The sequence below is a fragment of the Sporosarcina cyprini genome, assembly GCF_022048975.1.
GTDB lineage: Bacteria > Bacillota > Bacilli > Bacillales_A > Planococcaceae > Sporosarcina > Sporosarcina cyprini.
This window is the reverse complement of sequence record NZ_JAKMHX010000030.1, coordinates 1-24,446: the sequence shown is the minus strand read 5'-3', so window position 1 is coordinate 24,446 and position 24,446 is coordinate 1. Positions and strand designations below refer to the sequence as shown.

General features: G+C 45.1%; 28 protein-coding genes. 8 read left to right on the top strand and 20 right to left on the bottom strand.

The window, feature by feature from the left end; all coding sequences use genetic code 11:
- The first annotated feature begins 165 nt into the window (after positions 1 to 165).
- Entirely contained in the window at positions 166 to 711 is a 546-nt protein-coding gene (locus tag L7D49_RS12545; protein WP_238081333.1) for a cysteine hydrolase family protein, read from the top strand.
- Between the two features lie 49 nt (positions 712 to 760).
- Here the strand turns inward: L7D49_RS12545 and L7D49_RS12540 are convergent, their stop codons facing one another.
- Positions 761 to 1,369, bottom strand: a complete 609-nt coding sequence (locus L7D49_RS12540; RefSeq protein WP_238081331.1) for a hypothetical protein — start codon at positions 1,367 to 1,369, stop codon at positions 761 to 763.
- 299 nt (positions 1,370 to 1,668) lie between these two features.
- On the opposite strand from L7D49_RS12540, the gene L7D49_RS12535 reads away from it, so the two are divergent.
- From L7D49_RS12535 to L7D49_RS12520, 4 genes are all read left to right on the top strand, one after another.
- Entirely contained in the window at positions 1,669 to 2,898 is a 1,230-nt protein-coding gene (locus tag L7D49_RS12535; RefSeq protein WP_238081329.1) for a hypothetical protein, read from the top strand.
- 22 nt (positions 2,899 to 2,920) lie between these two features.
- Positions 2,921 to 4,114 (top strand): hypothetical protein, encoded by a 1,194-nt coding sequence (locus tag L7D49_RS12530; protein WP_238081327.1) that lies wholly within the window; start codon positions 2,921 to 2,923, stop codon positions 4,112 to 4,114.
- A gap of 75 nt (positions 4,115 to 4,189) precedes the next feature.
- Positions 4,190 to 4,924, top strand: coding sequence for a hypothetical protein (locus L7D49_RS12525; RefSeq protein WP_238081325.1), 735 nt, complete (start codon positions 4,190 to 4,192; stop codon positions 4,922 to 4,924).
- Between the two features lie 352 nt (positions 4,925 to 5,276).
- Positions 5,277 to 5,531 carry a GlsB/YeaQ/YmgE family stress response membrane protein gene (locus L7D49_RS12520; RefSeq protein WP_238081323.1) on the top strand — a complete coding sequence of 85 codons (255 nt, stop codon included), beginning with the start codon at positions 5,277 to 5,279 and terminating at the stop codon, positions 5,529 to 5,531.
- Positions 5,532 to 5,614: 83 nt separating this feature from the next.
- Here L7D49_RS12520 and L7D49_RS12515 read toward each other — a convergent pair whose 3' ends face one another.
- The 5 genes from L7D49_RS12515 to L7D49_RS12495 form a co-directional block, all read right to left on the bottom strand.
- The gene (locus L7D49_RS12515) at positions 5,615 to 6,313 is read right to left on the bottom strand and encodes a lytic transglycosylase domain-containing protein (protein ID WP_418895881.1); all 699 of its coding nucleotides are present in this window, start codon (positions 6,311 to 6,313) and stop codon (positions 5,615 to 5,617) included.
- Between the two features lie 17 nt (positions 6,314 to 6,330).
- Positions 6,331 to 6,924: an SCO family protein gene (locus L7D49_RS12510; RefSeq protein WP_238081321.1), complete on the bottom strand. Its 594-nt coding sequence runs from the start codon at positions 6,922 to 6,924 to the stop codon at positions 6,331 to 6,333.
- A gap of 108 nt (positions 6,925 to 7,032) precedes the next feature.
- Complete coding sequence (locus L7D49_RS12505; protein ID WP_238081319.1) at positions 7,033 to 7,161, bottom strand: YvrJ family protein; 129 nt, start codon at positions 7,159 to 7,161, stop codon at positions 7,033 to 7,035.
- Between the two features lie 68 nt (positions 7,162 to 7,229).
- Positions 7,230 to 7,448, bottom strand: coding sequence for a DUF2922 domain-containing protein (locus L7D49_RS12500; RefSeq protein ID WP_238081317.1), 219 nt, complete (start codon positions 7,446 to 7,448; stop codon positions 7,230 to 7,232).
- Positions 7,449 to 7,470: 22 nt separating this feature from the next.
- Positions 7,471 to 7,689 (bottom strand): DUF1659 domain-containing protein, encoded by a 219-nt coding sequence (locus tag L7D49_RS12495; protein ID WP_238081315.1) that lies wholly within the window; start codon positions 7,687 to 7,689, stop codon positions 7,471 to 7,473.
- Positions 7,690 to 7,806: 117 nt separating this feature from the next.
- Here L7D49_RS12495 and L7D49_RS12490 point away from each other — a divergent pair, with 117 nt between their 5' ends.
- Positions 7,807 to 8,232, top strand: coding sequence for a DUF2621 domain-containing protein (locus tag L7D49_RS12490; protein ID WP_238081313.1), 426 nt, complete (start codon positions 7,807 to 7,809; stop codon positions 8,230 to 8,232).
- Between the two features lie 464 nt (positions 8,233 to 8,696).
- On the opposite strand, the gene L7D49_RS12485 is transcribed toward L7D49_RS12490, so the two are convergent.
- The 6 genes from L7D49_RS12485 to L7D49_RS12460 all read right to left on the bottom strand — a co-directional run bounded on the left by L7D49_RS12485 (position 8,697) and on the right by L7D49_RS12460 (position 14,756).
- Complete coding sequence (locus L7D49_RS12485) at positions 8,697 to 9,215, bottom strand: CcdC family protein (protein WP_238081312.1); 519 nt, start codon at positions 9,213 to 9,215, stop codon at positions 8,697 to 8,699.
- Positions 9,208 to 9,537 (bottom strand): thioredoxin family protein, encoded by a 330-nt coding sequence (locus L7D49_RS12480; RefSeq protein ID WP_238081310.1) that lies wholly within the window; start codon positions 9,535 to 9,537, stop codon positions 9,208 to 9,210. Before L7D49_RS12480 ends, L7D49_RS12485 begins: the two co-directional genes overlap by 8 nt.
- A gap of 20 nt (positions 9,538 to 9,557) precedes the next feature.
- Positions 9,558 to 10,268 carry a cytochrome c biogenesis CcdA family protein gene (locus tag L7D49_RS12475; RefSeq protein WP_238081308.1) on the bottom strand — a complete coding sequence of 237 codons (711 nt, stop codon included), beginning with the start codon at positions 10,266 to 10,268 and terminating at the stop codon, positions 9,558 to 9,560.
- A gap of 522 nt (positions 10,269 to 10,790) precedes the next feature.
- Positions 10,791 to 12,572, bottom strand: coding sequence for an ABC transporter ATP-binding protein (locus L7D49_RS12470; RefSeq protein ID WP_418895890.1), 1,782 nt, complete (start codon positions 12,570 to 12,572; stop codon positions 10,791 to 10,793).
- Positions 12,573 to 12,577: 5 nt separating this feature from the next.
- Positions 12,578 to 14,332 carry an ABC transporter ATP-binding protein gene (locus L7D49_RS12465; protein WP_238081304.1) on the bottom strand — a complete coding sequence of 585 codons (1,755 nt, stop codon included), beginning with the start codon at positions 14,330 to 14,332 and terminating at the stop codon, positions 12,578 to 12,580.
- A gap of 91 nt (positions 14,333 to 14,423) precedes the next feature.
- Positions 14,424 to 14,756: a YolD-like family protein gene (locus tag L7D49_RS12460; RefSeq protein WP_238081302.1), complete on the bottom strand. Its 333-nt coding sequence runs from the start codon at positions 14,754 to 14,756 to the stop codon at positions 14,424 to 14,426.
- Positions 14,757 to 14,830: 74 nt separating this feature from the next.
- Here L7D49_RS12460 and L7D49_RS12455 point away from each other — a divergent pair, with 74 nt between their 5' ends.
- Together L7D49_RS12455 and L7D49_RS12450 are read left to right on the top strand one after the other, a co-directional pair.
- Positions 14,831 to 15,001 (top strand): hypothetical protein, encoded by a 171-nt coding sequence (locus L7D49_RS12455; protein ID WP_238081300.1) that lies wholly within the window; start codon positions 14,831 to 14,833, stop codon positions 14,999 to 15,001.
- A gap of 174 nt (positions 15,002 to 15,175) precedes the next feature.
- A complete protein-coding gene (locus L7D49_RS12450; protein WP_238081298.1) occupies positions 15,176 to 16,369 on the top strand; it encodes an MFS transporter in 1,194 nt (397 codons plus the stop codon).
- A gap of 36 nt (positions 16,370 to 16,405) precedes the next feature.
- Here L7D49_RS12450 and L7D49_RS12445 read toward each other — a convergent pair whose 3' ends face one another.
- The 8 genes from L7D49_RS12445 to L7D49_RS12410 all read right to left on the bottom strand — a co-directional run bounded on the left by L7D49_RS12445 (position 16,406) and on the right by L7D49_RS12410 (position 24,114).
- Entirely contained in the window at positions 16,406 to 17,662 is a 1,257-nt protein-coding gene (locus tag L7D49_RS12445; protein ID WP_238081296.1) for a Y-family DNA polymerase, read from the bottom strand.
- A 166-nt stretch (positions 17,663 to 17,828) separates the two neighbouring features.
- Complete coding sequence (locus L7D49_RS12440) at positions 17,829 to 18,611, bottom strand: DUF6612 family protein (RefSeq protein WP_238081294.1); 783 nt, start codon at positions 18,609 to 18,611, stop codon at positions 17,829 to 17,831.
- Positions 18,612 to 18,839: 228 nt separating this feature from the next.
- Complete coding sequence (gene menC, locus L7D49_RS12435) at positions 18,840 to 19,955, bottom strand: o-succinylbenzoate synthase (protein ID WP_238081292.1); 1,116 nt, start codon at positions 19,953 to 19,955, stop codon at positions 18,840 to 18,842.
- 17 nt (positions 19,956 to 19,972) lie between these two features.
- Positions 19,973 to 20,788 carry a GNAT family N-acetyltransferase gene (locus L7D49_RS12430; RefSeq protein WP_238081290.1) on the bottom strand — a complete coding sequence of 272 codons (816 nt, stop codon included), beginning with the start codon at positions 20,786 to 20,788 and terminating at the stop codon, positions 19,973 to 19,975.
- Positions 20,789 to 20,823: 35 nt separating this feature from the next.
- Entirely contained in the window at positions 20,824 to 21,900 is a 1,077-nt protein-coding gene (locus L7D49_RS12425; protein ID WP_238081289.1) for a branched-chain amino acid aminotransferase, read from the bottom strand.
- Between the two features lie 138 nt (positions 21,901 to 22,038).
- On the bottom strand, positions 22,039 to 22,470 hold the full coding sequence (locus L7D49_RS12420; RefSeq protein ID WP_238081287.1) for a hypothetical protein: 432 nt from the start codon (positions 22,468 to 22,470) through the stop codon (positions 22,039 to 22,041).
- A gap of 90 nt (positions 22,471 to 22,560) precedes the next feature.
- Positions 22,561 to 22,758, bottom strand: coding sequence for a hypothetical protein (locus L7D49_RS12415; protein WP_238081285.1), 198 nt, complete (start codon positions 22,756 to 22,758; stop codon positions 22,561 to 22,563).
- A gap of 123 nt (positions 22,759 to 22,881) precedes the next feature.
- Positions 22,882 to 24,114: a TolB family protein gene (locus tag L7D49_RS12410; RefSeq protein ID WP_418895880.1), complete on the bottom strand. Its 1,233-nt coding sequence runs from the start codon at positions 24,112 to 24,114 to the stop codon at positions 22,882 to 22,884.
- Between the last annotated feature and the right edge of the window lie 332 nt (positions 24,115 to 24,446).

Here is a 24,446-nt window from a genome sequence, read left to right as displayed (position 1 = left end):
GAAAAAGTGATGGCCTTCTTGTCCCGCTTTGTTCCGCTTTTCAGGGACAATACCCCATTTTCTAATGAAATATACTAACTACGTAATAAGGCGGAATAATGACTAGTGAATTTTTCTAACGAATATGGCATGATAGGTGTAATGACACAGTAAGGAGTGGGATCAGTGAAAAAAGCGTTGCTCGTAATTGATTATACAAATGACTTTGTTGCAGAGGACGGAGCGCTGACATGCGGCCAGCCCGGTATTGATTTGGAGAACTACATCACTGGATTAACCGAGTCTTTTTTAGACGGGAGCCATGTTGTCATCATGCCCGTCGATGTGCATGAGAAGGATGATCCTTATCATCCGGAATCCAAGCTGTTTCCGCCCCATAATATTAGAGGCACTTCGGGTAGACATCCGTATGGCAAGTTAAATGAATTATTCGAGAAACGAAAAGAAGAAATCATCTGGATGGACAAGACTCGCTATAGCGCTTTTGCGGGAACCGATCTGGATATTCAGCTGCGCGCGCGCGGCATTGAGGAAATTCATCTGGTTGGCGTATGTACGGACATTTGTATTCTGCACACTGCGGTCGATGCCTATAATTTAGGTTACAACATCGTCATTCATGAACGTGGAGTGGCAAGCTTTGACGCAGCCGGGCATGAATGGGCCCTTCGTCACTTTGAAAAGACACTTGGTGCATCAGTTGTTCGCTAATTGATAAGGAAAGGGCGTTTTCCCCAATAGGAATCCGCCCTTCTCCAGTTTAAAAATCAAATTTTTTGAGTGAGTCCATATGTGAGGCAATTAGCGATATGATCGTAATGGCCTCTTCTTGACTGAAGATGAAATAGGAATCATCTTCGACAAGTTCACGATCTGCCGTTTCAAAGCGATTGATTCGCCGAATGATGCCGTCCCCTGTTTCCTCAATGAGTCCGAATTGATAAAGCACTTCTACATCATCTTCATTCGTATAAGCCACGACTTCTCCTGTTTTCCATTCTACCTCGACCTCGTACTCATCTAAAAATTCCTCGCCGTCCTCTTCTTCCCACTCCTCGTCGTCAAGAAAATCATGGAAGGTTTCATGCACTTCATCAATGATATCCTCGATATCCGGAAGGACCACTTTGGAGAGCCGATCTGTGTCAAATTCGATTGTAGTAATGTAAAACTCTTCATTGCATGGATCATAAAACAGCGTGAAGAAGTATTCGCGCAAATCCTCTTCGGTCTCAAGGAAAAATTCAATTCTGGGATGCTTGGCCGCTCTGACAATTGTCATATGCCCCACTTCACCATATTGATCACAGATGGATTCCAGGTGATCTTGCAATTCCTCACATACCCGATCAAACCAATCCATTGACATGCCGCATCCCATCCTTTTTCATGTAGTCCATCCTAGTATGTCAAATTGGCCGATCAACATTCCTATTTATGCAAAAATCTTTGGGATTTCATATTATCTCCATTTAAACTGCAGTAAAGTCACGGTTATAAAAATTTCAAGAATAAATAATGTTCAAGATCGCAAAAATTCCAATTAAACGGTAAATCTTTTCCATACACTCTTGTACTCACAACATTCTTAAAGTATAGTAGAAAGCAATTGATTATTCGGAAATGGAAAATAAATTAAAATATACAAATTAAAGAGGGGAAGCTGTAATGAACTGGAATTATTTAAAACATGAATTTCTAATTACAGCAAGAAGCAGAAGGACAATTCCTTTTGTTTTTTTCGTAGCCGTTTTACTGTTCAGCTATTGTTTCATCATATGGCCATACGCAAATACAAAGGAAGCTTTTAATAAAAAAGAGACGGAGGAGTACCTGGCTTATTTGAACGAGCAGCTAGAACTGCGAGAAAGCATCGGGAATACCGGTCTGGTTTTTAATAGGAAAATAATTCACACTTTCTTGCAGGTGGGTAATCCTGTTTATGCAGATCTTTCCTATGAGCAAGATTTGTTTACCTCTATGTTACAGTCTTTTGAAGATCGAGACTTTGATCGAATGCTCCATTTAAGGACCTTCTATTTGCAAAATAATCCAGATGAATACTTAAAAGATCGTTTTTTATTTCAGACTGCCCCATTTCCTATTAAAGACAGAGAACATGCGTATCAGAAAACGATGATGAAGTATGAAGATTATCTTACTAAAGATCATCCCATTACATTTGGTTTACTGTATGAGAAAACCGGGTTGCAAACATTGCAGAATTTCTTGCAAAATTATGGGATGTACTTCTTATTATTTTGCGTCATTTACTTCAGCAGTGATAACTTATCAAGGGACCGAAAACATCGGTCGGTCCTTCAAGGCTTGCCTTTATCTTGGTATCGCCAGCTTAATATGAAATCCTTGGCGGCCTTTCTATATTCCATGGCATTCATTGGTTGCCTTCTTGTTGCCTGCGTGCTCCTCATGACCATTCAGTTTGGATTCGGGCATTTAGATTTGAATATCCCGATTCGAATTGACCAACGAACGGCTAGTTATGGTGTCATTTCTCTGGCCGCTTATTTAGGGAAGACACTCGTCGTCCTGCCATTGTTCGTCCTCATGTTTGTAAGGTTGAATATGGTTTTAGGTTTACTGTTTAAAAATGAATGGATTGTTCTATTTTGCAGCAGTTTGTTCTTGTTCTCAGAACGCCTTTATTTTACTCGCTCGACAAGGGAACTGTTCGGCAAGGATATCAGCCTGTTCCCGCAAACCTATTTTGATTTCGGAAAAATCATTAATGGAGAAAAAAATTATTTGCTGAACACGGAAACAATTCTCTATTCAAAGGGCATCCTCGTGCTTTTAATTACGTACCTCGTCATTGAGATCATCCTGTTTTTTGTATCTTTGATCATAAACAAACGGCGATTCTATTTAGCACGGTAATAACGCCTAAAGGAGGTAGGATATGTTCTGGCATTATTTTTTATTTGAAATGAGATTATTGCTCGCAAATAAAAAGAATTGGCTGTTAGGTTTTGCGCTCATTCTCTTTTACCCACTTTATTATTCCCATTATAGCCAATTAGATTTCGTTAAGCTGAGCGAAAAGAAACAAGAAGAAGCCGAAAAGTTTCTCGAAGTGTTCGATACATTCCCCGGTACTGTTTGGGAAACGGAAGAAGGAAAAGAAATCCTCGATAATTTAACTAAGCAAACTGGATTGATGAACTGGCAAACGCTATATTTACACAATACCGGGAACTCTGATGGGTATTTTGGTGCAGGCCCTAACTTTCACAAGTTTTTTGATACTGGACTGAAGTTAAATGAATTACGTCTTGATTTGCATCGACGAGGAAATAAAGGGATAAAGCGGGACCTAATAGTTCCGGTAGATGAGATTCTAAAAGAAAATGCGCTCTATCAGTATCATGTAGAGAATGATCTACCCCTCATTCATGATCCATTTAAAGCGAGCAATTATATACCTGTCGCATTGAATCTACTTAGCGGATCATTATTTTGCATATTCGTATTGCTTGCGGGAAGCAGCATGCTTCTCAATGATCAGCAACATCCTTCCGTCATGAAAGGATTTCCTATTTCGTTCATGCAAAAAGCTATTAGCAAGGTCGGGGTTCATTTCGTTCAAATCATGTTCATGGTGTGTGCGAGTATAGGGATTGGCAGTTATTATGTAGCTAAAAAAACAGGATGGGGAGACTTTAGAACACCTGTACTCATCTATCAGAATGGAGATTTCATCGCCGTATCCGGTTTGCGGTATTTAATTTACATGCTGATCGCATTTGGTTTAATAACCCTTTTACTTTTGCTCACATTCCTGTTCGTTAATCTTGTGACGAAAAACTTGTACGCCGCAATTGTCATAATCCTGCTTGTATTGCTGTCCCCCCAGCTTCTTTTAGCTGCAGGAGTGGAGACGAATTGGCTTTACCCTCTAAAATTCATCGATATTGGAGCGATTTTAAGCGGGGACGCTGCTAAAGAATATGGACTGGAAAAACTTGATTTTAAACATGCGTATAGCTGGCTTGTCATCCTTAATTTGCTTGTCATCTCAATTTTATACGCGAGGAATAAGCTCATGCATTTCCGGAAAGTGGAAGTCTCTCCCGTAAAGTTAAAAACGAGTTAAATGTCTGGAGAAAATAGTGACACGGATGCTCAAGGAAATAGATGCCTATCGGGACAGTAGGGATGGTGAAGTAGTATGAAAAATAGTGAGCAATATCGGTTTAATGCCAAGAAAATTGCATTTAGCATGTTCATCTGCCTGTTCATTTTGTCAGGTTGCCACAATTTACAAGGATCCAATTCAGAAATGAGAAGCGCTTACGCGGACAACTTCGAAATCAGCGGAACGACAAAAGAGGAAATCATTGGAACGGTCCATCCGGCCATTTTCACGACAGTCGATCGGAGTAATAAAGAAGCAATTAGGAAGTACGGACCGGTTTCATCAAAAAATGGAATCAAACTAAAGACGGGTGCGGGAAGGTATGAATTGTCGGGATTTCCGACAGGGACTATCTCTATTTTCGATCAAGATAACAACTTGCTTCTCCATGAAATCGTAGGAGATAAAGCAGGCTCGCCCACAGTAACAGCTGATATCGATTCAACGTTTTCCATACTATTTGACGGCGGATATAATGCAATAACGCTACAGCCTGTTAAGACAACCCTTTCCACTGAGTTGACTACTGGCATATGGGATGTCGGGTTAGATATTGAACCGGGAGACTATACAATAAGCATCCCGGAAGGTCACGGGTTTGTCCATATATTCGAGCAAGGAGAAGATCCTCGCCTCTATGAATTATTCGGAGGCGGATTAACAAACACCGCAAGCACAGTTCAGTTGAAAAAAGGGCAAAAGGTGCGTGTGTCAAAAACTTCGACTGTTTATTTTGAACCTGTAAAACAAGAATCCGCGGATCGTTGAACCAGTGTCTGTTACACACGAAAATGCAGTAAAGAAGCCGCTCTTACCGGCTTCTTTTTTTACATTCACGAGCCACTGCTCCCCTCTCATGCAGTTCCTCCTGAAATTGTTTTCCTAGCACCCACCTGCTCATCATAACCATCCGCTTGGACAAGTGGTCCTTCCTCAAGGACTTTGTGAGTTGCAATTTTTTTACTTAGAATTCGTTTTACCCTTTAGAATAGCCACTTTCCTAGCCTTTCATTTACTTTTGCTGTCAACTTTTTTTCGGCGGGATGTTTGAGGTATTGAAATAACGGATATTACAAATACTACAGAGGCAATCATAACTTTTGAAAAGGAGATGGATTACATGAGCTTTATTTGGTTCTTAATTATTGGAGGCGTAATTGGTTGGCTAGCTGGCCTTATCCTAGGAAAAGATATCCCAGGAGGCATCATCGGTAACATTATTGCTGGTATCATTGGTGCTTGGATCGGTGGCATGCTGTTAGGAAACTGGGGACCGAAAGTATCTGATTTCTATATCTTGCCTGCCCTGTTAGGTGCGATCATCTTGGTATTTATTGTGAGCCTCATTATGAGATCCATGCGTAGAGCTTCGTAATAGCCCTATGAATGGTTGAACCCGTTATCCCTAGTGGATAACGGGTTTTTTCAATAAAAAATGAGCCTGCCGGTAAGGCTTGCTCACTTTTTACTGGATGGATCGCCTGTATCATTTGCGTTGGCGAGTCGCTGAGATTCAAATTCATTGAAAAACCATAGTACGTCCTCCACATACTTATCGCTATGATTGTAATGGAAAATCGCTTTTTCAATATCACCGTCGGCTGCACCACTTTTCGATAAGTAATTTGCCGCACTGAAAATGGCGTCTTCAATGTCAAATGGATCCGCGATGCCGTCGCCATTCGCGTCCACCCCATAGCCGCCATATTTCTTAATGACAGCGGGATCGGTTTTGTCTCCATCAGGAATATTTCCTTTGCCCAGTCCATGGCAGCCCGGGTATCCCCACCCGACAAAGGTGCAAGGCATGAACTGCATATGGCCTTCTGCTCCGGCCGGAGAAACAAGTGGATCCATCGTTGAAAAACGAGTCTCCACCCGGTGATGGGCCGCAAGCAGCGTCCACGGGATGCTATACTCTTCTGCAGCTGCTTTGTAAATCGGTATATACTCCTCCGGGATGATGGTGGCCGTATGACGGTCTTGGAAATCCATCAGCCCGCTTGCTGACTTTTTAATCAGCTCCGGGTTTTGGATGCCTGTCCAGATAATCGCGGTGAGAGTGAATAAAGTGACAGCGACCGGGACGAGAAGCACGATCAGAATCGCTTTCGTCTTCATAGATAATCCTTTATTCGGCTTTCGCTTTTTCTTCACTCTCTCACCCTTTCCGCTTACTCCGCTCCTTGCTTAATGAGCGCTTTCATATCTTTAACAATTTGGTCGTATGGGACTTCTTCCGCGCCGGAGTAAGTTTTTACGACTTTTCCGTCCTGATTAACTAATCCGAAGCGTGATCCATGAACGACTTGATCAGAGTTCTTAATTTCAGCTACCGGCATTTTAAACCCAGCTACTGAAAGTTTATTGATCTCATCTATTTTGTATCCTGTCAGCATAATCCATTTGGATTCATCCGGCATACCGAATTGCTCCAAATATTGCTTTAACTTTTCGGGCGTATCGTGATCTGGGTCAACACTGAATGAAACGATTTTATAATCTTCCACGCCTTCTTTTTCTAACATGCCCTGCAAATCGCCCATGTTTGACATCATCGGAGGGCAGACTGTTGTACAATTAGTAAAGATAAATTGCGCGAGCCAGACCTCGCCTTTCAAATCATCCAATGAGACGGTCTCTCCATCTTGATTTGTGAATTCGAATGGCTGGATCGGATATTCGTGATCCGGCTTGAAACCGCTTGAGCATGCCGCAATAAAAAGCAAGCCGGTCAACATTGCGGAAAACAGTATTTTTTTAAGCATATCGAGACTCCTTCACATTCTTTATAACTTTATCATAGATGAAGATAAATATTCAAACAAGGTTGCCAAACTTCGTTGTATGGCAAAAGAATGACGTTTTTGTGAAATTCACTTCACCTTTAATGTGACGAGCACATCATGGATCGCTTCCAACTTCATCTCAAGACGATGCAACAGATAAAACGATACGAATACCGGGAATCCGATCTCTTGTATGAAATTCAACCATGTTTCCATTCATCATGCCCTCCTTTTTCTAAGTTAAAAACCCGCCAGCATGAGACTGGCGGGCAGACTGCTCTTTGTTACGCAGTCGTGAATTCGGTCACGGTTCTTTCTACGATGCGTGCACTCTTCGGTGCGGAGAACGGCGAGCCATCCACTTCAAATGCTCCCGATGCGATAATTTGCTGCATGGCGGCTTGGATTTGCTCAGACGTAATATCACTCCGTGGCTCGTCCACTGTCAGCATAGATGTTTTCCCTGCTGCTGTTTCAAATGTAAGTTGCAATGTCCTGCTCATGTCTTACCCTCTCCTTTTCGTTTTAATTGACGACTTCCGATGTTTCGACCTTCTCCATTCCCACGACGGCTCGCTCCGAAAACTGCGCCAGTTGTGATAAGGCGTTGTACAGATTTGCCGCGTTCACCCCTTGCGCGATATTGCGATATGACTTGGCCTTGCGAATTAACTTGCCATCCTCCGTCAGCCCTCCGTCAAAAAACACCTTTCCGATAGCGCCTCTGAATTCCAATGTTGCCATGTGCTCCACCTCCCTTCACCTGTTATATAGAAACAGGCAAAGGAAAAGGATACATTGTTAATGAAATTTTTCTCAATTCCTTTTATAATAGGGGAAGTGAGGAAGAGGTGAAGACAAATGCAGGATTGGTTTATGTGGTTCATCGTATTCTGGTGTATCGTCCTAGTCGGTTTATTTGGCATCGGCGGCTACTTCATGTTCCGTAAATTCTTGAAGGTGTTTCCGAAAGCGGATGGCAAATCGACGCTTGATTGGGAAGAACATTATGTTAATGAATCCCTTCATCTTTGGAATGAGGATTCCAAAAAGCTTCTGAATGAGCTTGTTAGTCCTGTTCCAGAATTGTTTCGCGATGTAGCCAAACAGAAAATCGCTTCCAAAATCGGGCAGATTGCCCTGGAAGATCGTGCGAAGACAATTGATTTTGACCATATTATCCGGGGATATATTGTGGCCACGCCGAAGCGGGATCACAAATTCCTGATTAAGAAATTGACATCCATGGAAGTGGATATGAAGCCGTACGAGCACTTATTCGAATAAGCAGAAAGAGGCAGTCCAGAACGTCGATCCATCGATGTTGGACAGCCTCTTTTCTTTTGGGCACACTGTTGATTCTCTGATGCATGTAAATATTGCTATTTGATTCTGTCGCTTTATCTTGATATTCTCAATCAATAACATAATCGAAGGTGAACAATGAATAAGGCGTTACTCTATTTTAAATCTAGGAAAAAATCGTATCTCGTAAACACATTCCTTTTCATTACAGGCTTCATCGTTGTAATTTTTTTATTTGGGCCACCCAAGCATTATGTTGTCCCTATTTTATCAATGATAGTGTCTTATGGCTTCGTAGAGCTTGTAACCTTTCGAAGTTGGAAAAAGGAAAACGATTGAGTTTTGATTCCATCAGTAAAAATAACGAATTCTCTACGAATCAAATATTGAGCTAAAAAAATCGTCCCCTCTTCATTATAAGAAGGGACGATTATTGTTTCTGAAAATCATTCTGCTGTTCGGTTTCGAATTCTTACATATTTAATTAACATGCCGATGCGCCAAGGAAGAATCATCGCAAATGCCAGCAGGAAGAACATTCCGCCCAATTCACCCACATCGATGGAACTGCTCAATATGAGCTTGGCCACCAGACGGATGACGAGCAGGCTCAAAAGAATGACAATGAATGCTTTGGACTTCTTCACATACAACAATCCATCCTTCTTCTCAAAGTTCGTTGTTTTAATCAAAATAAGAGAAAACAACAAACCAACTGCCACTGCTTCCAACACTTGTGGAAGAGGCACACGGAATTCTTCAAATAGGAACATCAATGCGCCTGTCGACATGAAGAGCGGCGGAAGAATGATCCGTTTGGCGGAAATCGGCCGCTTGGCTGCTCTTGTTCGGACAATAAATGCCATGGTCCCCATAAAAAGAAAGATAACCGTTGATCCGACAATTAAATAAACTGATGGAATCGTGTTGAAAACATAGTCAATCCATTCCTGAAGTCTAAGCATCTTCCTTCCCCCGTTCCACGAGCTCCTGCATGCGGCGTGTGAGCTGGTCCATCTGAACAAAACGGGCGAAGCGCGCCATTTCTTTACCGTAATGATAAAGCAGTACGACGGGAGCAGTAAATAACGATAACTGTCCCGCAATTTCAGGCACACGCGCTGCATTTACTTGATAGAAAGGAAATGGGAATTGATCGTCGAGCGCTTTCACTTGCGGATAAAGCCCCTCACAGACGGAACAATGGTCCGTTTTGACAAAAAGAAGGAGTTGCGGCTCTTTTTCTATAATTTCATTCCATTGCTCATATGATCCGATTTCATTCATCGGTTGTTCCTCCTATCCAATCAGAAACCTTGGAAATCACCAAAAATCGGGCTCAGCAAGCTGGTGAGATACGTGATTCCATCGAAAAACAACAAAAATCCGAAAGCAATCATAACATAACCGCCAATTTTCATCATCAAATTACTATGCCGTTTGATCCATCCGAGACGGGTAATGAAAAATGATAAAATAAAGAACGGGATTGCGAACCCTAATACATACATCATCATATATAACATGCTAGAGCCCGGATTTGCTGCAGCCAGTCCAATGATCGCTCCTATGATTGGCCCCATGCATGGCTGCCAGCCCGCTGAAAATGCAAGGCCGATCAATGCAGTTCCCAAGAAGCCGGCCGGTCTGTTTTTAAATTGCAGACGTCGCTCTTTCATTAAGAAATCAGGCTTGAACAAACCGATGACCATTAGTCCAAACAAGACGATAAAGATGGCGCCCGCTTGGCGGAGTATATCCTTGTACTGCACAAAAAAGTTACCAACGAGCGATGTGCTGAAACCAAGGAAGACAAAAACGACCGAAAATCCAAGCAAGAAAAAGATCGTATGAAGCATTCCATTTCGGCTCATCCGCTTGGAATCGCCTTTCAAATCATCGATCGACATGCCTGTAATATACGATATAAATGCTGGATACAAAGGCAGCACACACGGTGAAATGAAACTTAAAAATCCGGCACCGAACGCCAGAAACACATTCAAATCAGTAGTCATCCTTCTCTCCCCTTTACTATTCTCTCCCCATCGTACCAAATCCATAGCGGAAATACGTTGATTTTAACTGTGAACAGTTTATGACATTCGGATTTTCAATTTGCATGAAAGCGAGAACATGGCCTCTTGTTTGCAGTAACTAGTTTGGCACTCCTTGCCGGAAAACCATACCTCACTCATCAAAATATGAAGGCATCCGTACCATATTACCTTTTCGCCAAATTACATCGTCAGCTTGCCACTGCGGCTTAGCTCAAGCATGCCAAATCAGTACAGCTTTGCGCCAAATTACAGGTCCAACTCGCCAAATCACTCCTGCTGCGTGCCAAATTACATTGCTACCGAGTCATATCGGTATGTTGCATGAAAAAATGAGCTATTACGTTACACTTGAATGCATATGACATGCAACATTCCCCCGGCCGCTTTTCGCTTTGTTCTTCCCAATAACAATAAGGCGGCAAGCAAACCCTTAGTTGAGTTTGCTTGCCGCCTGAAGTATGTCTTTCAAGGTACTACGATTTAGATGGCATCATCCAGCAATCCATTTTGCAATTGGTACATCATGTAATACAGCCCTTTTTGTGCGAGGAGCTGCTGATGATTGCCCCGTTCGACGATTTCTCCTTGGTGCAGCACTAAGATCAGTTCGGCATCCTGGATCGTACTCAATCGGTGGGCGATTGCAATGGTCGTCCGGCCTTTTCGCATTTTTTCCAAGCTCGCTTGAATAGCGACTTCCGTTTCCGTGTCGATGTTGGCGGTCGCTTCATCCAAGACAAGTATTTTCGGATTGGTTGCGATTGTGCGGGCGAAGGCGACGAGCTGGCGTTGACCGCTGGAGAACGTTGATCCGCGCTCTGTCACTTTCTGCGAGTATTTATCTGGCAATTTTTCGATAAATTCATTCGCATGAACAAATTCCGCTGCCGCACGTACTTCTTCCCCTGTCATTTCCTTGTTGTGAAGACGGATATTACTTTCAATATCCCCGTAGAACAGGAACGGATCTTGCAAGACGAGACCGACCTTTTGGCGGAGCTCCTCTTTCGGATAGTCTTTCAGCGAGATGCCGTCCACCAGAATTTCCCCTTGATTATACTCATAGAAACGCATAAGCAAGTTGATGATAGAACTCTTTCCGCTTCCGGTATGGCCGACGAGGGCGACCGTTTCCCCTGCGTTTGCAGTGAATGAAATATTCTTTAATACATTATTTTTGCCGTCATAGGAAAACGTGACATCGCGAAATTCGATAGTCCCTTCTTGGATCGGTTGCTTCGCTTGATCCGTCTGACTCGGTTCCATATCCGTATCATCCATCAGCTTGAACACACGGGATGCAGAAACAAGTGCTTGCTGGAAAATGGATAGACGCTGCATGACTTGCTGAACCGGCTGGAACAACCGGCCGATTAACGTAGTGAACGCATAGATGATCCCTACATCTACGGCACTTTCCAGAGACATAAAACCGAAATAGCCGAGGACGAAGACGATCGCGATAGCGTACAGCAAATCGATGAATGGCCCTAGCAACACGCTGTCGAATTTAATATTCCGCATACCGGCCCGGTAATGACCTTCATTGATATCATCGAATTCCTTCGCTAGCCGTTCCTCTTGCCGGAACGCCTGGATCATGCCCATGCCAGACAGCGACTCCGCTATTTTGGCGTTCAGTTGGCTGAGCCGTTCACGGATATCCTGATAGAAATCCGCACTATACCGGCGATAGACAATGACGATGATCATAAATAACGGCAGCAATCCCATTGACATGAATGCAAGTTTCACATCAAGGGAGAACAGCGCGAAGTAGACGCCAATGATGACAAAGATCGCTTGCAGGAACGTTACAATTACACTGACAAACATTTCCTTGATCGACTCGGTATCGTTGGTTACCCGTGATACGATACTGCCTGCAGGCGTTTTGTCAAAGTAGCGCATGCCAAGTCCTTGTACTTTTGTAAATACATCAATCCGCATTTGCTGGATGACCTTCAAGGCAATCGCCTGGAACCGTAGCGATTGGAAATACGAGACAACGACTATGAACAATTGAAGCCCGATGTAAATAAGCGCCAGCGTCATAACTTCTTTCTTTGGAAAATCGAGCGGCGTCAGATAATTATCGATAAATGATTGGATGAGCAACGGGCCTACGATGCTTCCCGTTACCGTCAAGACGAGCAGGATCAGCGCGACCGTAATGCTTGCCTTATGAGGAATGGCGTATCTCAATAACCGCTTGAATACGATCCATTGATCCTTTGCTGTCAGTTTAGGCTGTTTTTCAATGGACATTATTCCTCACCCCCTTGTTCAACGAGCACTTCGAGTTGCTGCAAGTCGTACATCTCTTTATACTTGCCTTCTAGTGCAATCAATTCATCATGAGTACCAGCCTCGATAATAGTCCCTTCTTCCAAGACGATGATTTTATGAGCGTGTTGGATGGCACTCAGGCGGTGAGACGTGATGATTGTCGTTTCGCCGGTACGCGTCTGCTTCAATGCTTCCAGAATCGCTTCCTCTGTCTTTGCATCTACTGCTGATAATGAATCGTCCAAAATCAATAATTCCGGCTGCATGATCAGGGCACGGGCAATGGAAATCCGCTGTTTCTGGCCACCCGACAGGGAAACACCCCGTTCTCCGACGACGGTTTCGTAGCCTTCCGCAAACCCCAAAATATCCTCATGGATGTAGGCGAGCCGAGCTGCTTCGTAAACTTTCTCACGATCGACCTTTGGATTGGTGAATGCGATATTTTCTGCGACAGTCGTTGAGAAGAGGAAGTGGTCTTGCGGCACGTATCCAATGGAACTCCGTAAACTTTGCTGTTTGTATTGATTGATCGGATGTCCGCCGTACACGATGCTTCCTTTGTATCCTTCAAACTCCCGTAGTAGAAGCTTCAGGATGGCGGTCTTCCCTGAACCGGTCTTGCCGACAATCCCGAGTGTTTCTCCCCGTCGTAATGTAAAATGGACATCACGCAAGGCAGGTGCTTCATCCTCCGGAAACTTGAATTCATCGATATCAAAGTGCAAATCGCCTTCTGGCCGAACAGCAATCGCGCCTGCCACGTCTTGAATTTCAGGCGTGATGGAGAGAAGCTCTGAAATCCGGCTGTACGAGGCGTTCCCGCGTTCCACGATATTGAACAGGAAGCCGAACGCAAGCATTGGCCATATCAACAGCCCAAGATATGTACTGAATGCCACCATATCCCCGATTGACATATCTCCCGCAATGATGAATTTCGTTCCGAAAAAGAACGAAAGTATATAGGATATTGCGAAAATTCCAGTGATTGTCGGATCAAATAATGCATCGATTTTGGCCACTCTCATGTTCTTTTCGACTACATCCGTTGATAGTTCCGTAAAATCCTGGATGTCTTCCTTTTGCTGCCCAAATGTCTTGATTACCTTAATGCCCGAAATACTTTCCTGTGTCTTATCATTTAAGCTTGAAAAAGCTTCCTGGGCAAAACGGAATTTCTTTCGGAGCAGCCGCCCATAATAACTTGTCAGGAAAATCATGAACGGAAATGGAATTAAAGCGATCACTGTCAATTTCCAGTTAATCGTCAAGGCCATCGTTAAAATGACGAAACCGCCAGTTGAAATGGAGTCGACCAGTGTCAAGATCCCCATTCCGGCCGTCTGTTGTACAGCATTGATGTCATTTGTCGCATGCGCCATCAAATCCCCGACACGGCGTTTTTGATAGAATGACGGTGACATTCTCGTAAAATGGTTAAATAATTTTTCCCGCATCGTCCTTGATAACAGGACGGCGGACCCGAAAATCATGACACGCCAATAATAGCGCGATATGTACATGAGCACGCCTGCCGCTGCCAAGATGATCAGCCATTTGATCAGTTCGGAAGAGCTTAACGTCCCTTTTGTAATATCATCGACTATGAAACCGATGATCTTCGGCGGCAGCAACTGCAGCAAGGAAACGAATACAAGCGCAGCAATGCCGAGACCGTACTGCTTCCTACGCTGCTTAAAAAACCAGCTTAGCTGAACTAAAACTTTCACATGACTCCCCCTACCCTTTTCTCTCTCTTTCTATGTTGTCCTCAAATAGTCTACCAAAAGTCTGAACAATAGAAAAGGTACGAAACTTAAATTATTCGATTTCTGAAATACTTTTTATATCGACAAACGGCACGCAATGTGCCTTCCCTGGTTCCATGCCGATTTGAAGCACCCCTTGCAGGCTGTCGGACTTTTGGATAAACCCTTGTGCCTCTTTGACATCTGTCCCTTGCCAAAACTCGATAGAGACCGCCATTCCCCCTTCCATTGCGTTGCTGATCTTATAATCCCACTCCTCCAGCTGCTGCTCATCTGGCGTTTCCCTTGCCAGCTTTCCATCTTCCGCCTGCCAATCCCGCAATTGCTGAATATGCTCTGGAAGCATCATAGCTGTCCATTTAATGTTTCCTCGATCCCGAATCATTGTTGTTAGCTCCCTTCCTGTAATTGGCAGTCATATGATAAGATAATGAATAGTAGAAAGAGAGGTGCCCCATCATGCCGCTGGATGTAACAACCTTCATCCTGACCATAATTTTTGCTTTTGTCCTCTTTTCTTTTGTCTTGGTCTGGGTCGTTCGCAGCGCCATTCATTCCTCCGGCTTAATGGAGAAAATCGAAAAGCTGGAAGAGGATCTGGCCGACCTAAAAAAATCACAACGGGACTAACCGATGTCTTTCATTCTGCAACCCCTTTCCGACTGTCTGTTGCTACGCATTTGGAAAGTACTTTTATCATTCATTAACAAGCGCTTTGCCTAATAGAAAAGGAGGTAGGAAAAGCAGTGTAAGTCTTCTCTTTTCATCAAAGAACCAATTTGATTGAAAAGGGGCTGCAAATGAATGAAACATCGATCTTTCCGTTTTTTATGGATGGGCCAGGCGATTGCCGATTGCGGTGACATATTCTACATCGTGGGGCTGATTGCCATTTTATATGGGCAATCCAATTCGCCTTTCGTGCTCGCTCTCGTTCCATTCGTCAATATGATGGGACGCTTTGGAAGCGGCTTCCTTTCTCCGCTTCTGATCAACCGCTTTTCGTTAAAAAGATTGCTCGTCACGTCCCAAGTATTGAAAACGATCATGCTCTGGTCGCTAGCCTTCTATGCCGCCGGGACGACAAGTGTGACTGTCTTATTAAGCTTTGTGTTTGCCATTGCGTTTCTTGACGGCTGGGCGGCTCCCGCAAGCCATGCCATGTTGCCGCGACTTGTGCCAAAGGAGGAATTGGTGAAGGCCAACAGTTTCTTCTCTGTCGTGTCCGAAACCGTCAATTTAGGCGCCTGGGCTGCAGGCGGAGGCATTGTCGCGTTGACAACGGGCCCGTTCGCCATTTTGTTGACAGGTACGCTGTATCTGTTCGCCATTGCCCTGCTTGCCGGAATTTCTGATCCAGTCAAATTTACTCCGCTCAAACGGGAAAAAAAGGCCGCGGGTGAATTGACGGCAGGCTGGCGTCTTGTATGGAAGCGGCCTTTATATCGGACGCTGCATATTCTCATTGCACTGGAAGCACTGGCTAACGTCGTCTGGATCGCCTCCATCCTCTATGTGTTTGTGACGGAAGTGCTCGCCAAAAACGAGGCTTGGTGGGGATATATCAATACCGCTTTCTTCATCGGCATGCTGGCAGGGGGCATCCTGTGCGCACGTTTTGCTCCACTTATCGAGAGATCCTTGCAACGGGCCATTTTGGTGTCCTCATTCGGCATCAGCCTGCTGACCGCCCTTTTTGGGATGACAGCCTGGCCATGGTTCGCCCTCGTTCTCGTCGGATGCACGGGCGTATTTCAGCAGTGGAAAGGCATTTCAATCGATACATGTTTGCAAAAATCGGCTTCGGCTGAAGAATTGCCTGCCATCTATGCCGTGCAGCAAACCATCGTATCCATTTTGTTCGCGGCGGGATCCTTGGCTTTCGGGGCGATTGCCGAATGGGCGGGCGCGCGTTTTGTGTATATGCTGGCGGCCGCTTTACTTGCCCTTTCGGCTCTCTGCGCATGGAGATATCGCCGCCACTTGCAAACGAATTAATACTTCGGCCGTCCGGCAGCTTTCCGGACGGTCTTTCTATTTATAATGCCCGCCGATGAGTTTGGCCCGATGGACCGCTGTTCCTGCCTCTGTATAGGACACCGCCCGCAATAATGCAGTGGAACCGTATTTATTGCGCAGCGTATCCATCGTGGCACCGAGCTTGCGATCCCGCCATTTCCGTTCATCGAAGAAACTGAGCTGCATGGAGTGCTCATCCTCCAAATTTGTCAAGCTGATGCCCAGCCGTCGAACCGCACGTCCGTCATGGAAACGATCGAACAGCTCCGTGCATATCCGATAGATGCCCATCGTGTCATTAATCGATTCACTCACAGAAGCGGAGCGGCTGAATCCGCCACCGAGCGAGCGCTTGGAATAAGCGACGGACAGGTGAACGGTACGTCCGGCTTTTCCTGCCTCCCGGGCCCGCTTGGCGACATCCTCGCACATTTCGAGCAGAACCGCCAGCACATCTTCCCGCTTTTCATAGTCCCTAAACAGCATCTGGCCCTTCCCATAGCTGATCTGTCCTTCGACGAGCGGAGCTGTATCGACGCTTGAAAAATCGAGACCGTGGGCATGATGGTATAATTGATTGCCCATGATGCCGAATTTTTTCTCCAGTTGCTCTAAAGGGGCATGGGCCAAATCGCCGACAGAGAAGATGCCCATATTGTTTAGCGTCTTTTCCATCCGGCTGCCGATGCCCCACATTTTGCTGAGCGGCGCGATCGGCCAAAGCTTTTCGGGCACGTCTTCGTATGTCCAGCGGGCAATGCCCGTCTTTTTCGCTTCCAAATCCAGGGCGAGCTTTGACAGCAGCATATTCGGCCCGATGCCGCAGGCGGACGGCAGCTGGAATTGCTCAGCCAGCTCGTCTTGGATGCGCTGCACCGTATCCTCCAGAGGCCCCCAAAGCCGCTCCGTACCTGTCAAATCGACAAAACTTTCATCGACGCTGTATACATGGATGGCTTCTTTCGGAACAAAGCGATTCAAATGGCGCGTAATCGCCATGGACACATCCAGATAAAATCCCATTTTCGGCTCAATTAATCGGATGCTCGGATCATCCGGAATTTCAAATAACCGCATGCCGGTCTTGATGCCAAACTCTTTTTTTAAGGGCGGAGATGCCGCGAGGATGACACCGCCCTTGCGTTCCATGTTTCCCACCACCGCAATCGGCGTCTCCATGACATCCAGCCCTTCGATGGCAGCCGCGCAGCTGGCATAAAAACTTCTCATATCCAGGCAGACGATCTGCCGGTTCGGTAAATTTTCATACATCACGCACACCTCCTACGAACGATTGTTCTCTTTATAATATACCCCGAACACTTGTCCGTATTCAAGGTTTTTTATTTCCAGCTCTGTAAAACATGGGATATGTAAGGAAAACATCATATTTTCCCATAAAAAAACGCCTTCCCTCAAAAGAGGAAAGACGCTCTGGTTATTGAAGCTGGTCGGGTACTTTGAAAGGATCGATATCATTAAAATAGCTATATGTAGCATTCAATTTTTGTCTCGCGCGATAGGAAGTGCCGTCACGGAATGACCGCATATCCGCTGACATTTTAAAGCTCGTCACATAAGAAGTGCTCTTATTGAATGTGATAACTAAATCCATTTTATAAATGATTAGGAAGCCGTCTTGCTCGGGTCCGAGATCCGGAACGAGCTGTTTAAATCGCTCGAATTGCTCCCGATTCAGACTTAATGTCAATGCATACCCGTATTCAATTGGTTCCAGGATGAAATCATCCTTGAATTCATCAAACAGCGAAAGATCGAGCGTCGGGTTGGAACGGGAAACGAGTGTGCCAAACAATTTTTCGAGTGTTTCCGACGACGCTTCTTCCCACTCTTTGTTGTTTTCATCGGAGACAAAATTCCGGTCGCCCAATCGATAGAGATTCATTTTGTATGATTTGATGCCTCGGGGCTGTACAAGAGTCTCTTGATGCATTTTCATAGGATTCAAGAAAGCATCGGTTTGAATATCAAATTTGGCGCCGCTTTTTTCAGGATTCTCAAAATCCCCATCATGAACTGTCACTTTATAATCATCGTAGACGATATGTGAATGGACCGCGTCCAAAGATGACGCCATTTCCTTCTTGGACTTGTCCAATAGACGTTCAGCCGTCATTTTCTCTGTCGCTCCGCTGGAATTGCAAGCGGCGAGGAGCAAAACGAGTGTGCCGATCGTCAAGGATTTAACTAATTTTTTCACGAAAAACTCCCTCTCTACAAAACCTATGTTCATTCTACTGGAAAATGGCTGCTTCATCAATCCATTAGACGGAAATTCAATGGATGAGGTTGCACAGGCATGTGACGGGAGAGTGCCGCTACAAGTGCAGAAATCTTCGGGTCAAGTGCGAAACAGCTCTACATATGCGGAAACACCGCAGTCCGCGGCGTCCTGCCCTCAAGAGAAAGGAATAGGGAACGACGGCCCCTATCCCTCTTTCCGAAATGTCCACTTATCGGTCATGAAACGGTCAATACTTTCAATGTCCGGCTCATAGCCGATGCCGGGAACGTCCGGCACATTGATGTAGCCATCTTCCATGACGACCTCTGGCTGGATAATATCCTTTTCCCAATAGCGCGAAGAAGCGGCCGTATCGCCTGGAAGTATGAAATTCGGCAAGGAAGTCAGGGCAATGTTATGTGCACGGCCGATTCCTGCCTCGAGCATACCTCCGCACCAGACGGGAATTCCTTTTTCCATGCAGTAATCATGTATCTTTTTCGCTTCTGTCAAGCCGCCGACACGGCCGATTTTGATATTGATGATTTTGGTGCTGCCAAGCTCTACCGCCTTGCGCGCGTCTTCCAACGAGTGAATGCTTTCGTCAAGGCAAATCGGTGTTTTTAGGTCGTTTTGCAAAATGGCATGATCGATAATGTCATCCGAAGCGAGCGGCTGTTCAATCATCATGAGATTAAACTCGTCAAGCCGTTGTAAAAGCGCTGTATCTGCCAGTGTATAGGCCGAGTTAGCATCAGCCATTAGAGCGATGTCCGGGAAGGATTGCCGGAGTGCCGACAGAATCTCGATTTCCTTGCCAGGTTTTATTTTCACCTTAATGCGCTTGTAGCCTTCCTGCAAATGCTGCCGGACGACTTCCGTCAGCTCCTCAACGCTTTGCTGTATGCCGATGCTGATGCCGACCTCAATCTGCTGGCGGGTGCCGCCTAGTGCTTTGGCCAGTGGCATGCCCTGCTGCTTTGCGTACAAATCCCAAACAGCACCCTCGACTGCCGCTTTCGCCATATTGTTTTTCCGAATTGGTGAAAAGAGTCCACTCACTTCATCAGGATGCGCAAGATCGGCATCCAACAAAATTGGAATGAGAAAGTCACGAATCATATGCCAATTCGTTTCGACCGTCTCCTCACTATACCAAGGCGCATCGAATGCAACCGATTCGCCCCATCCACTGCGGCCGGATCCGTCTTTTATTTCAATCAATAAAAAATGCTTGTCCTGCATTGTCCCGAAACTTGTCGTAAACGGCTGTTTCATCTTCATTTTCATCCGTCTGACAATAATTTCTCGAATGTCCATGCTACTCCCCCGTTTCATCACAAAGGTATCGTTCCTCGGCGAACCAATTGATAATAACAGATGCCTTCCTCACTGTCCGAACGCCTGACACCGACAGCCGCATAACCATCCGCAAACAGTTGCTGAAAAATCGCCCGCAGCTGCATCCGCCAATCATACGCCAGCGAAGGTTCTGTCTTCTTCAATTGTTGAATATTGGACGGAACCGGAATTTCGTAGCCGTCCGCACCAGGGCGAAACTGCCCCGCAACTTCCCTAATTTGCGGTTGGCCGCTCGCTGTGTAAGAAATGCTGCAAGGACGCTCAAATTGAATTTCATCCGGCTTCCAAGCCGACTGCACCCGCTCGCTCCGAATCCACCATTCCACTTTGAAACGGTCCGATGGCAAGCCTTGATTCAAACCGTCCGCCATCTCCCCGTACCAATTTTCAAGATAAGTGGAACAGATTCCATGCAGCTTTGCCAAATTCAAATAGGCATTTCGGCTTTCCAGCGGATCAAAAGTCCAGACGATCAATTCATAACCCATTCGCTCGGCTTCGATCAGCTGCTTCTCCTTCAACTTCCTCCCAATGCCTTGGGAACGATAATCCGGATCAATCCCAAGCATGTGGGAACATAAAAAGACAGATCCATTCCGAAAACCCGGAAAGCTGTATGAAAATCCAATCAGGCGGTCCTCATCAAACGCGCCGATGAGCAAGCCGCCATTTTGAATGGCCGTATAGAGTTGGTGAAGCGGGACGGCCGCCGATTGCCACACTTTCTCTTCCAGCGGCTTAATCAAATGAACTTCTTCAATAGTGGTCAGTTTTCGAATGGCTATTTCCATACATCAACCACCTTTCACGTAGAATGAAACTACCTTTACTCGGGCACATTCACGCGCCAGCCGAATGGATCCTCCAGTTTACCCGTTTGGATGCCGGTGATCGTATCGTAAATCCGTTGCGATAAAGGCCCGATTTCTCCGTTGTTAATCGTCATTTTCTCGCCATTCCAGAAAAGCTCACCAATCGGAGAAATGACAGCAGCTGTTCCTGAACCGAACGCTTCTTCTAACGTCCCCGCCTGGGAAGCCGCATGCAATTCTTCCATGGAGAGTTTACGTTCACTCACCGGGACATCCCAATGACGAAGCAATTCGATGACGGATTTTCGCGTTACACCTTCCAAAATACTGCCGTTCAAGGAAGGAGTGACAATTTCACCGTCTATTTTAAAGAAGACATTCATCGCCCCGACTTCCTCGATATAATGGCGTTCTTTCCCATCCAGCCACAGCACTTGGGAGTAGCCGTTTGCTTCAGCAATTTCTTGCGCTTTCATCGCGCCGGCATAGTTTCCTGCCGTTTTGGCGCTGCCTGTACCGCCCGCAACCGCACGGACAAATTCGGATTCAACCGCAATCTTCACCGGATTCATCCCTTCTTTATAATACGCCCCGACAGGCGACAGGATGATCATGAACGTATAGGTTGCAGAAGGCGCGACACCTAAATAAGGTTGCGTGGCAAAGATAAACGGCCGTATGTATAAAGAAGTCCCTTCCTTATTCGGTATCCAATCCTTATCGATTCGAATGAGCTCCTTCAGTGCATGAAGCGCAAACTCCTCATCAATTTCAGGCATGCAGAGTCGGTCATTCGATCGGTTCAGGCGTTTCAAATTTTCTTCCGGTCTGAACAGAACCACTTCTTGATCCTCCGTCACATAAGCTTTCAACCCTTCAAATACAGTTTGTCCATAATGAAAGACAATCGCTGCCGGATCCAAGCTGATCGGTTCATATGGTTTGATTTTCGCATCATGCCATCCTCTGCCCGCTGTATAATCCATCGTAAACAGATGGTCCGTAAAGACGGTGCCGAATGCAAGCTGGTCGGTTGCCGGCTTCTCTTTTGGATGTTTAGTTAGTTCAATCGTCAGCTGTAAATCGTTCATTCGAATTCCTCCAATTCATATAATTATTCCATTATACACGGATTTTTTCGATTCGACAGACAACCGCGTTTTTGGGGATGCTAAAAACGAGCAGGCTTGATTGCCAACTCGTTAGGGCTCTCCTATTTAGGAATTATTTCACCAATCCACCCCATCCTCTTCATCTACGATTTGAAGAGTGAATGCGCTGGCGGATAGACCGTAATGGCTTACTGATTCAAAAAAGAATGCTTGGATTTCTTTCACTGCAGCTGCAGTGGCCTCTTGATTTGTCAGGATATATTTGACCCGAATATCGTCTGCTGAATAGACCGCAAGCAACATTTGATATTCAAAACCTCTTTCTTTTAACCCTTCGGCTATCGCTTGTAACGGACCATCCTCTTGGAAAAGCAAAGTAGAGATTTCTTCAGCCTCTTGCAAATTCTTATCCTGCTCAGCTAGTATGGCGGGGCGTATTGAGGGATCCAAAGAGGAAGTCATGCGGGCCTCCATAATCAAAAGAATCCCTGCACTGACAAGCAGGATAGCTCCAAGTAAAGCGATTTTATCCTTTCGTATTAGGTGCACTTCCTTTTTAACAGTACTATACGAATAGAATAAAGATTGTAGACTACCATTTAATTATTTGATAAATAAGCTCCACTTTCCCTTGCCTTATTACAAACTGTAGATAGCAGGAATCAATAAACCAAGCGCAATACACCCAACTGCCGCTGCCTTGGACTGTTTGGCAAGACGCATGTCATCGGCTTTGACATATTGGAAAAACGTTAAGGTGAAATAAAAACAAAGAATAAAGAGAATCAAAGAAAGGATCACAGCCCATCCTGGGACGGATTCCATTATGTAACCCAAACAAACACCTCCCTGCATGCCTTATACTTCATTGAAAAGCAAAGGGGTCTTTTTTGTCAATATTATCACAGGGAAGTATTGGAACAAAAAAGATGCAACTCCCTGAGGAATTGCACCCTGTTCTCATGATTTTTGCTTTGGTGTAAAGAATACGGGAGCGCCGTCGACATTTTTCAGCCAAATGTACTCCTGACCCGATAGGCCATCCCGTACCCACACATCCCCTTTTGTTTGCCCCGTCTTCTTTCTAAACCAGGTCAAGTAAGAGCCAACGACTTGAGGCTGTTCGTCCATTTCATTTTCACCGGGAAATGTGAGTTGATGCTGCTTACCTGTTCTGATGTCGATCGCAAAGAGTGAGGTGTACATCGTCGGGACAGGCCCTTCTTTCCACGCTTTGTTCTCCTTCGCGCGGGCTACAATTATCAAATCTTTGGAGTACCATTCGAGACCCAGGTCCACGAAACCTTTAGGAGTATATTCCTGTTGCTGCTTGGCAATCGGAATTTCTGAAACCGTCGTATTTTTGTTCTCGACAAAGAATCGGCCTTCCCCTGAAATGTACGCTAGCTCATTGGCTGAAGGCGACCATTTGAACCACTCCTTAAACGACAACATTTTCCCTACAACTTGAAAATTAGTTCCTTGTGAAGACAAAACACTTAATGTATTGCTGTCCATGGCAAAGGAAGCAGTCGGTATTACTAAAAAGCTAACCCATTCACCATTTGGACTCCATTTAAAGAAATCAGCACTAATCCCGAATAAATCTGTTTCATTCGTAGGTATTGTATAGAAGGGTTCTATTTTGTCCTTCGAAAGATTTGCGTCTGCCTGAATTCGAAATAGCGGAATGGGCGTCCATCCTGTCGGAAGCAAGGTGGAATCGGATGAAACAATAAATTCCTTGCCGTTCGGAAACCATTCAAAGCCACTAACACCTAATGCGACATTTTCAAATCCTTGCGGCCGTCCGTTTTCTGTTTTTGTTACATCCAAAACGCCATAATTCGTATAAGCGATCTGATTTTTATTCGGGGCCCATTTAAAATCTGATGTAACGACCTGCACATACGATTGGTAGCTTTCTTTTTCCTTCCGATCGTAAATATATAAATCCGACTTCTTCCCTTTTTCATCCCCATCAATATATCCAATGAAACGGCCGTCATACGACCATTTCGGCGAATAAATATATCGATCCTTCGTCAATTGCGTTTCTTGCTCCCCTTCTTTGATCCACAGCTGATGGTCTCGGATAAATGCAGCTGTGAAGGGAGCTTCCGCACTGGCCAAAGACGAAAAAGAAAAAATAAGGAATGTCAGGATGAAAAAAATTTTAGTTCTCACGCCCATCCTCCTTTTCATATAGATATCATCCGTATTTTGCCCAAATGAACAACTACTATCCTAATTCAATGAACGAATCCAAAATGAAAAGGCGCAAATCCATTGTATGGAGATGCACATCAGAGCGTAGACAAAAGCATATTAATTTGTTGTCGCGTATAAAAATAATATACAACCGGTACTCACATTAGATTCCTAGTAAAGTTGATTTCCGCTTCTGGCGGTCGCTTTCCGGGGGGCGGGCGTTGAGCCAATCGAACAACGAAGAGTTCGATTTGCCGTATTTCTGCGTTCTTTGCAGAAATTAAGGCATCCTCTTCCTGTTGATTAGCGATTCA

Bases quoted from the DNA above. Each gene is read 5' to 3' on its own strand.
- L7D49_RS12430 (WP_238081290.1), bottom strand. From the start codon at position 20,788: ATGGAAATAGCCATTCGAAAACTGACCACTATTGAAGAAGTTCATTTG.
- L7D49_RS12540 (WP_238081331.1), bottom strand. From the start codon at position 1,369: ATGTCAATGGATTGGTTTGATCGGGTATGTGAGGAATTGCAAGATCAC.
- L7D49_RS12530 (WP_238081327.1), top strand. From the start codon at position 2,921: ATGTTCTGGCATTATTTTTTATTTGAAATGAGATTATTGCTCGCAAAT.
- menC (WP_238081292.1), bottom strand. From the start codon at position 19,955: ATGGACATTCGAGAAATTATTGTCAGACGGATGAAAATGAAGATGAAA.
- L7D49_RS12510 (WP_238081321.1), bottom strand. From the start codon at position 6,924: ATGCTTAAAAAAATACTGTTTTCCGCAATGTTGACCGGCTTGCTTTTT.
- L7D49_RS12445 (WP_238081296.1), bottom strand. From the start codon at position 17,662: ATGTATGAAAATTTACCGAACCGGCAGATCGTCTGCCTGGATATGAGA.
- L7D49_RS12475 (WP_238081308.1), bottom strand. From the start codon at position 10,268: ATGACTACTGATTTGAATGTGTTTCTGGCGTTCGGTGCCGGATTTTTA.
- L7D49_RS12425 (WP_238081289.1), bottom strand. From the start codon at position 21,900: ATGAACGATTTACAGCTGACGATTGAACTAACTAAACATCCAAAAGAG.
- L7D49_RS12480 (WP_238081310.1), bottom strand. From the start codon at position 9,537: ATGAATGAAATCGGATCATATGAGCAATGGAATGAAATTATAGAAAAA.
- L7D49_RS12485 (WP_238081312.1), bottom strand. From the start codon at position 9,215: ATGCTTAGACTTCAGGAATGGATTGACTATGTTTTCAACACGATTCCA.
- L7D49_RS12455 (WP_238081300.1), top strand. From the start codon at position 14,831: ATGCCGCTGGATGTAACAACCTTCATCCTGACCATAATTTTTGCTTTT.
- L7D49_RS12450 (WP_238081298.1), top strand. From the start codon at position 15,176: ATGAAACATCGATCTTTCCGTTTTTTATGGATGGGCCAGGCGATTGCC.
- L7D49_RS12490 (WP_238081313.1), top strand. From the start codon at position 7,807: ATGCAGGATTGGTTTATGTGGTTCATCGTATTCTGGTGTATCGTCCTA.
- L7D49_RS12525 (WP_238081325.1), top strand. From the start codon at position 4,190: ATGAAAAATAGTGAGCAATATCGGTTTAATGCCAAGAAAATTGCATTT.
- L7D49_RS12460 (WP_238081302.1), bottom strand. From the start codon at position 14,756: ATGATTCGGGATCGAGGAAACATTAAATGGACAGCTATGATGCTTCCA.
- L7D49_RS12505 (WP_238081319.1), bottom strand. From the start codon at position 7,161: ATGGAAACATGGTTGAATTTCATACAAGAGATCGGATTCCCGGTATTC.
- L7D49_RS12520 (WP_238081323.1), top strand. From the start codon at position 5,277: ATGAGCTTTATTTGGTTCTTAATTATTGGAGGCGTAATTGGTTGGCTA.
- L7D49_RS12410 (WP_418895880.1), bottom strand. From the start codon at position 24,114: ATGGGCGTGAGAACTAAAATTTTTTTCATCCTGACATTCCTTATTTTT.
- L7D49_RS12500 (WP_238081317.1), bottom strand. From the start codon at position 7,448: ATGAGCAGGACATTGCAACTTACATTTGAAACAGCAGCAGGGAAAACA.
- L7D49_RS12535 (WP_238081329.1), top strand. From the start codon at position 1,669: ATGAACTGGAATTATTTAAAACATGAATTTCTAATTACAGCAAGAAGC.
- L7D49_RS12495 (WP_238081315.1), bottom strand. From the start codon at position 7,689: ATGGCAACATTGGAATTCAGAGGCGCTATCGGAAAGGTGTTTTTTGAC.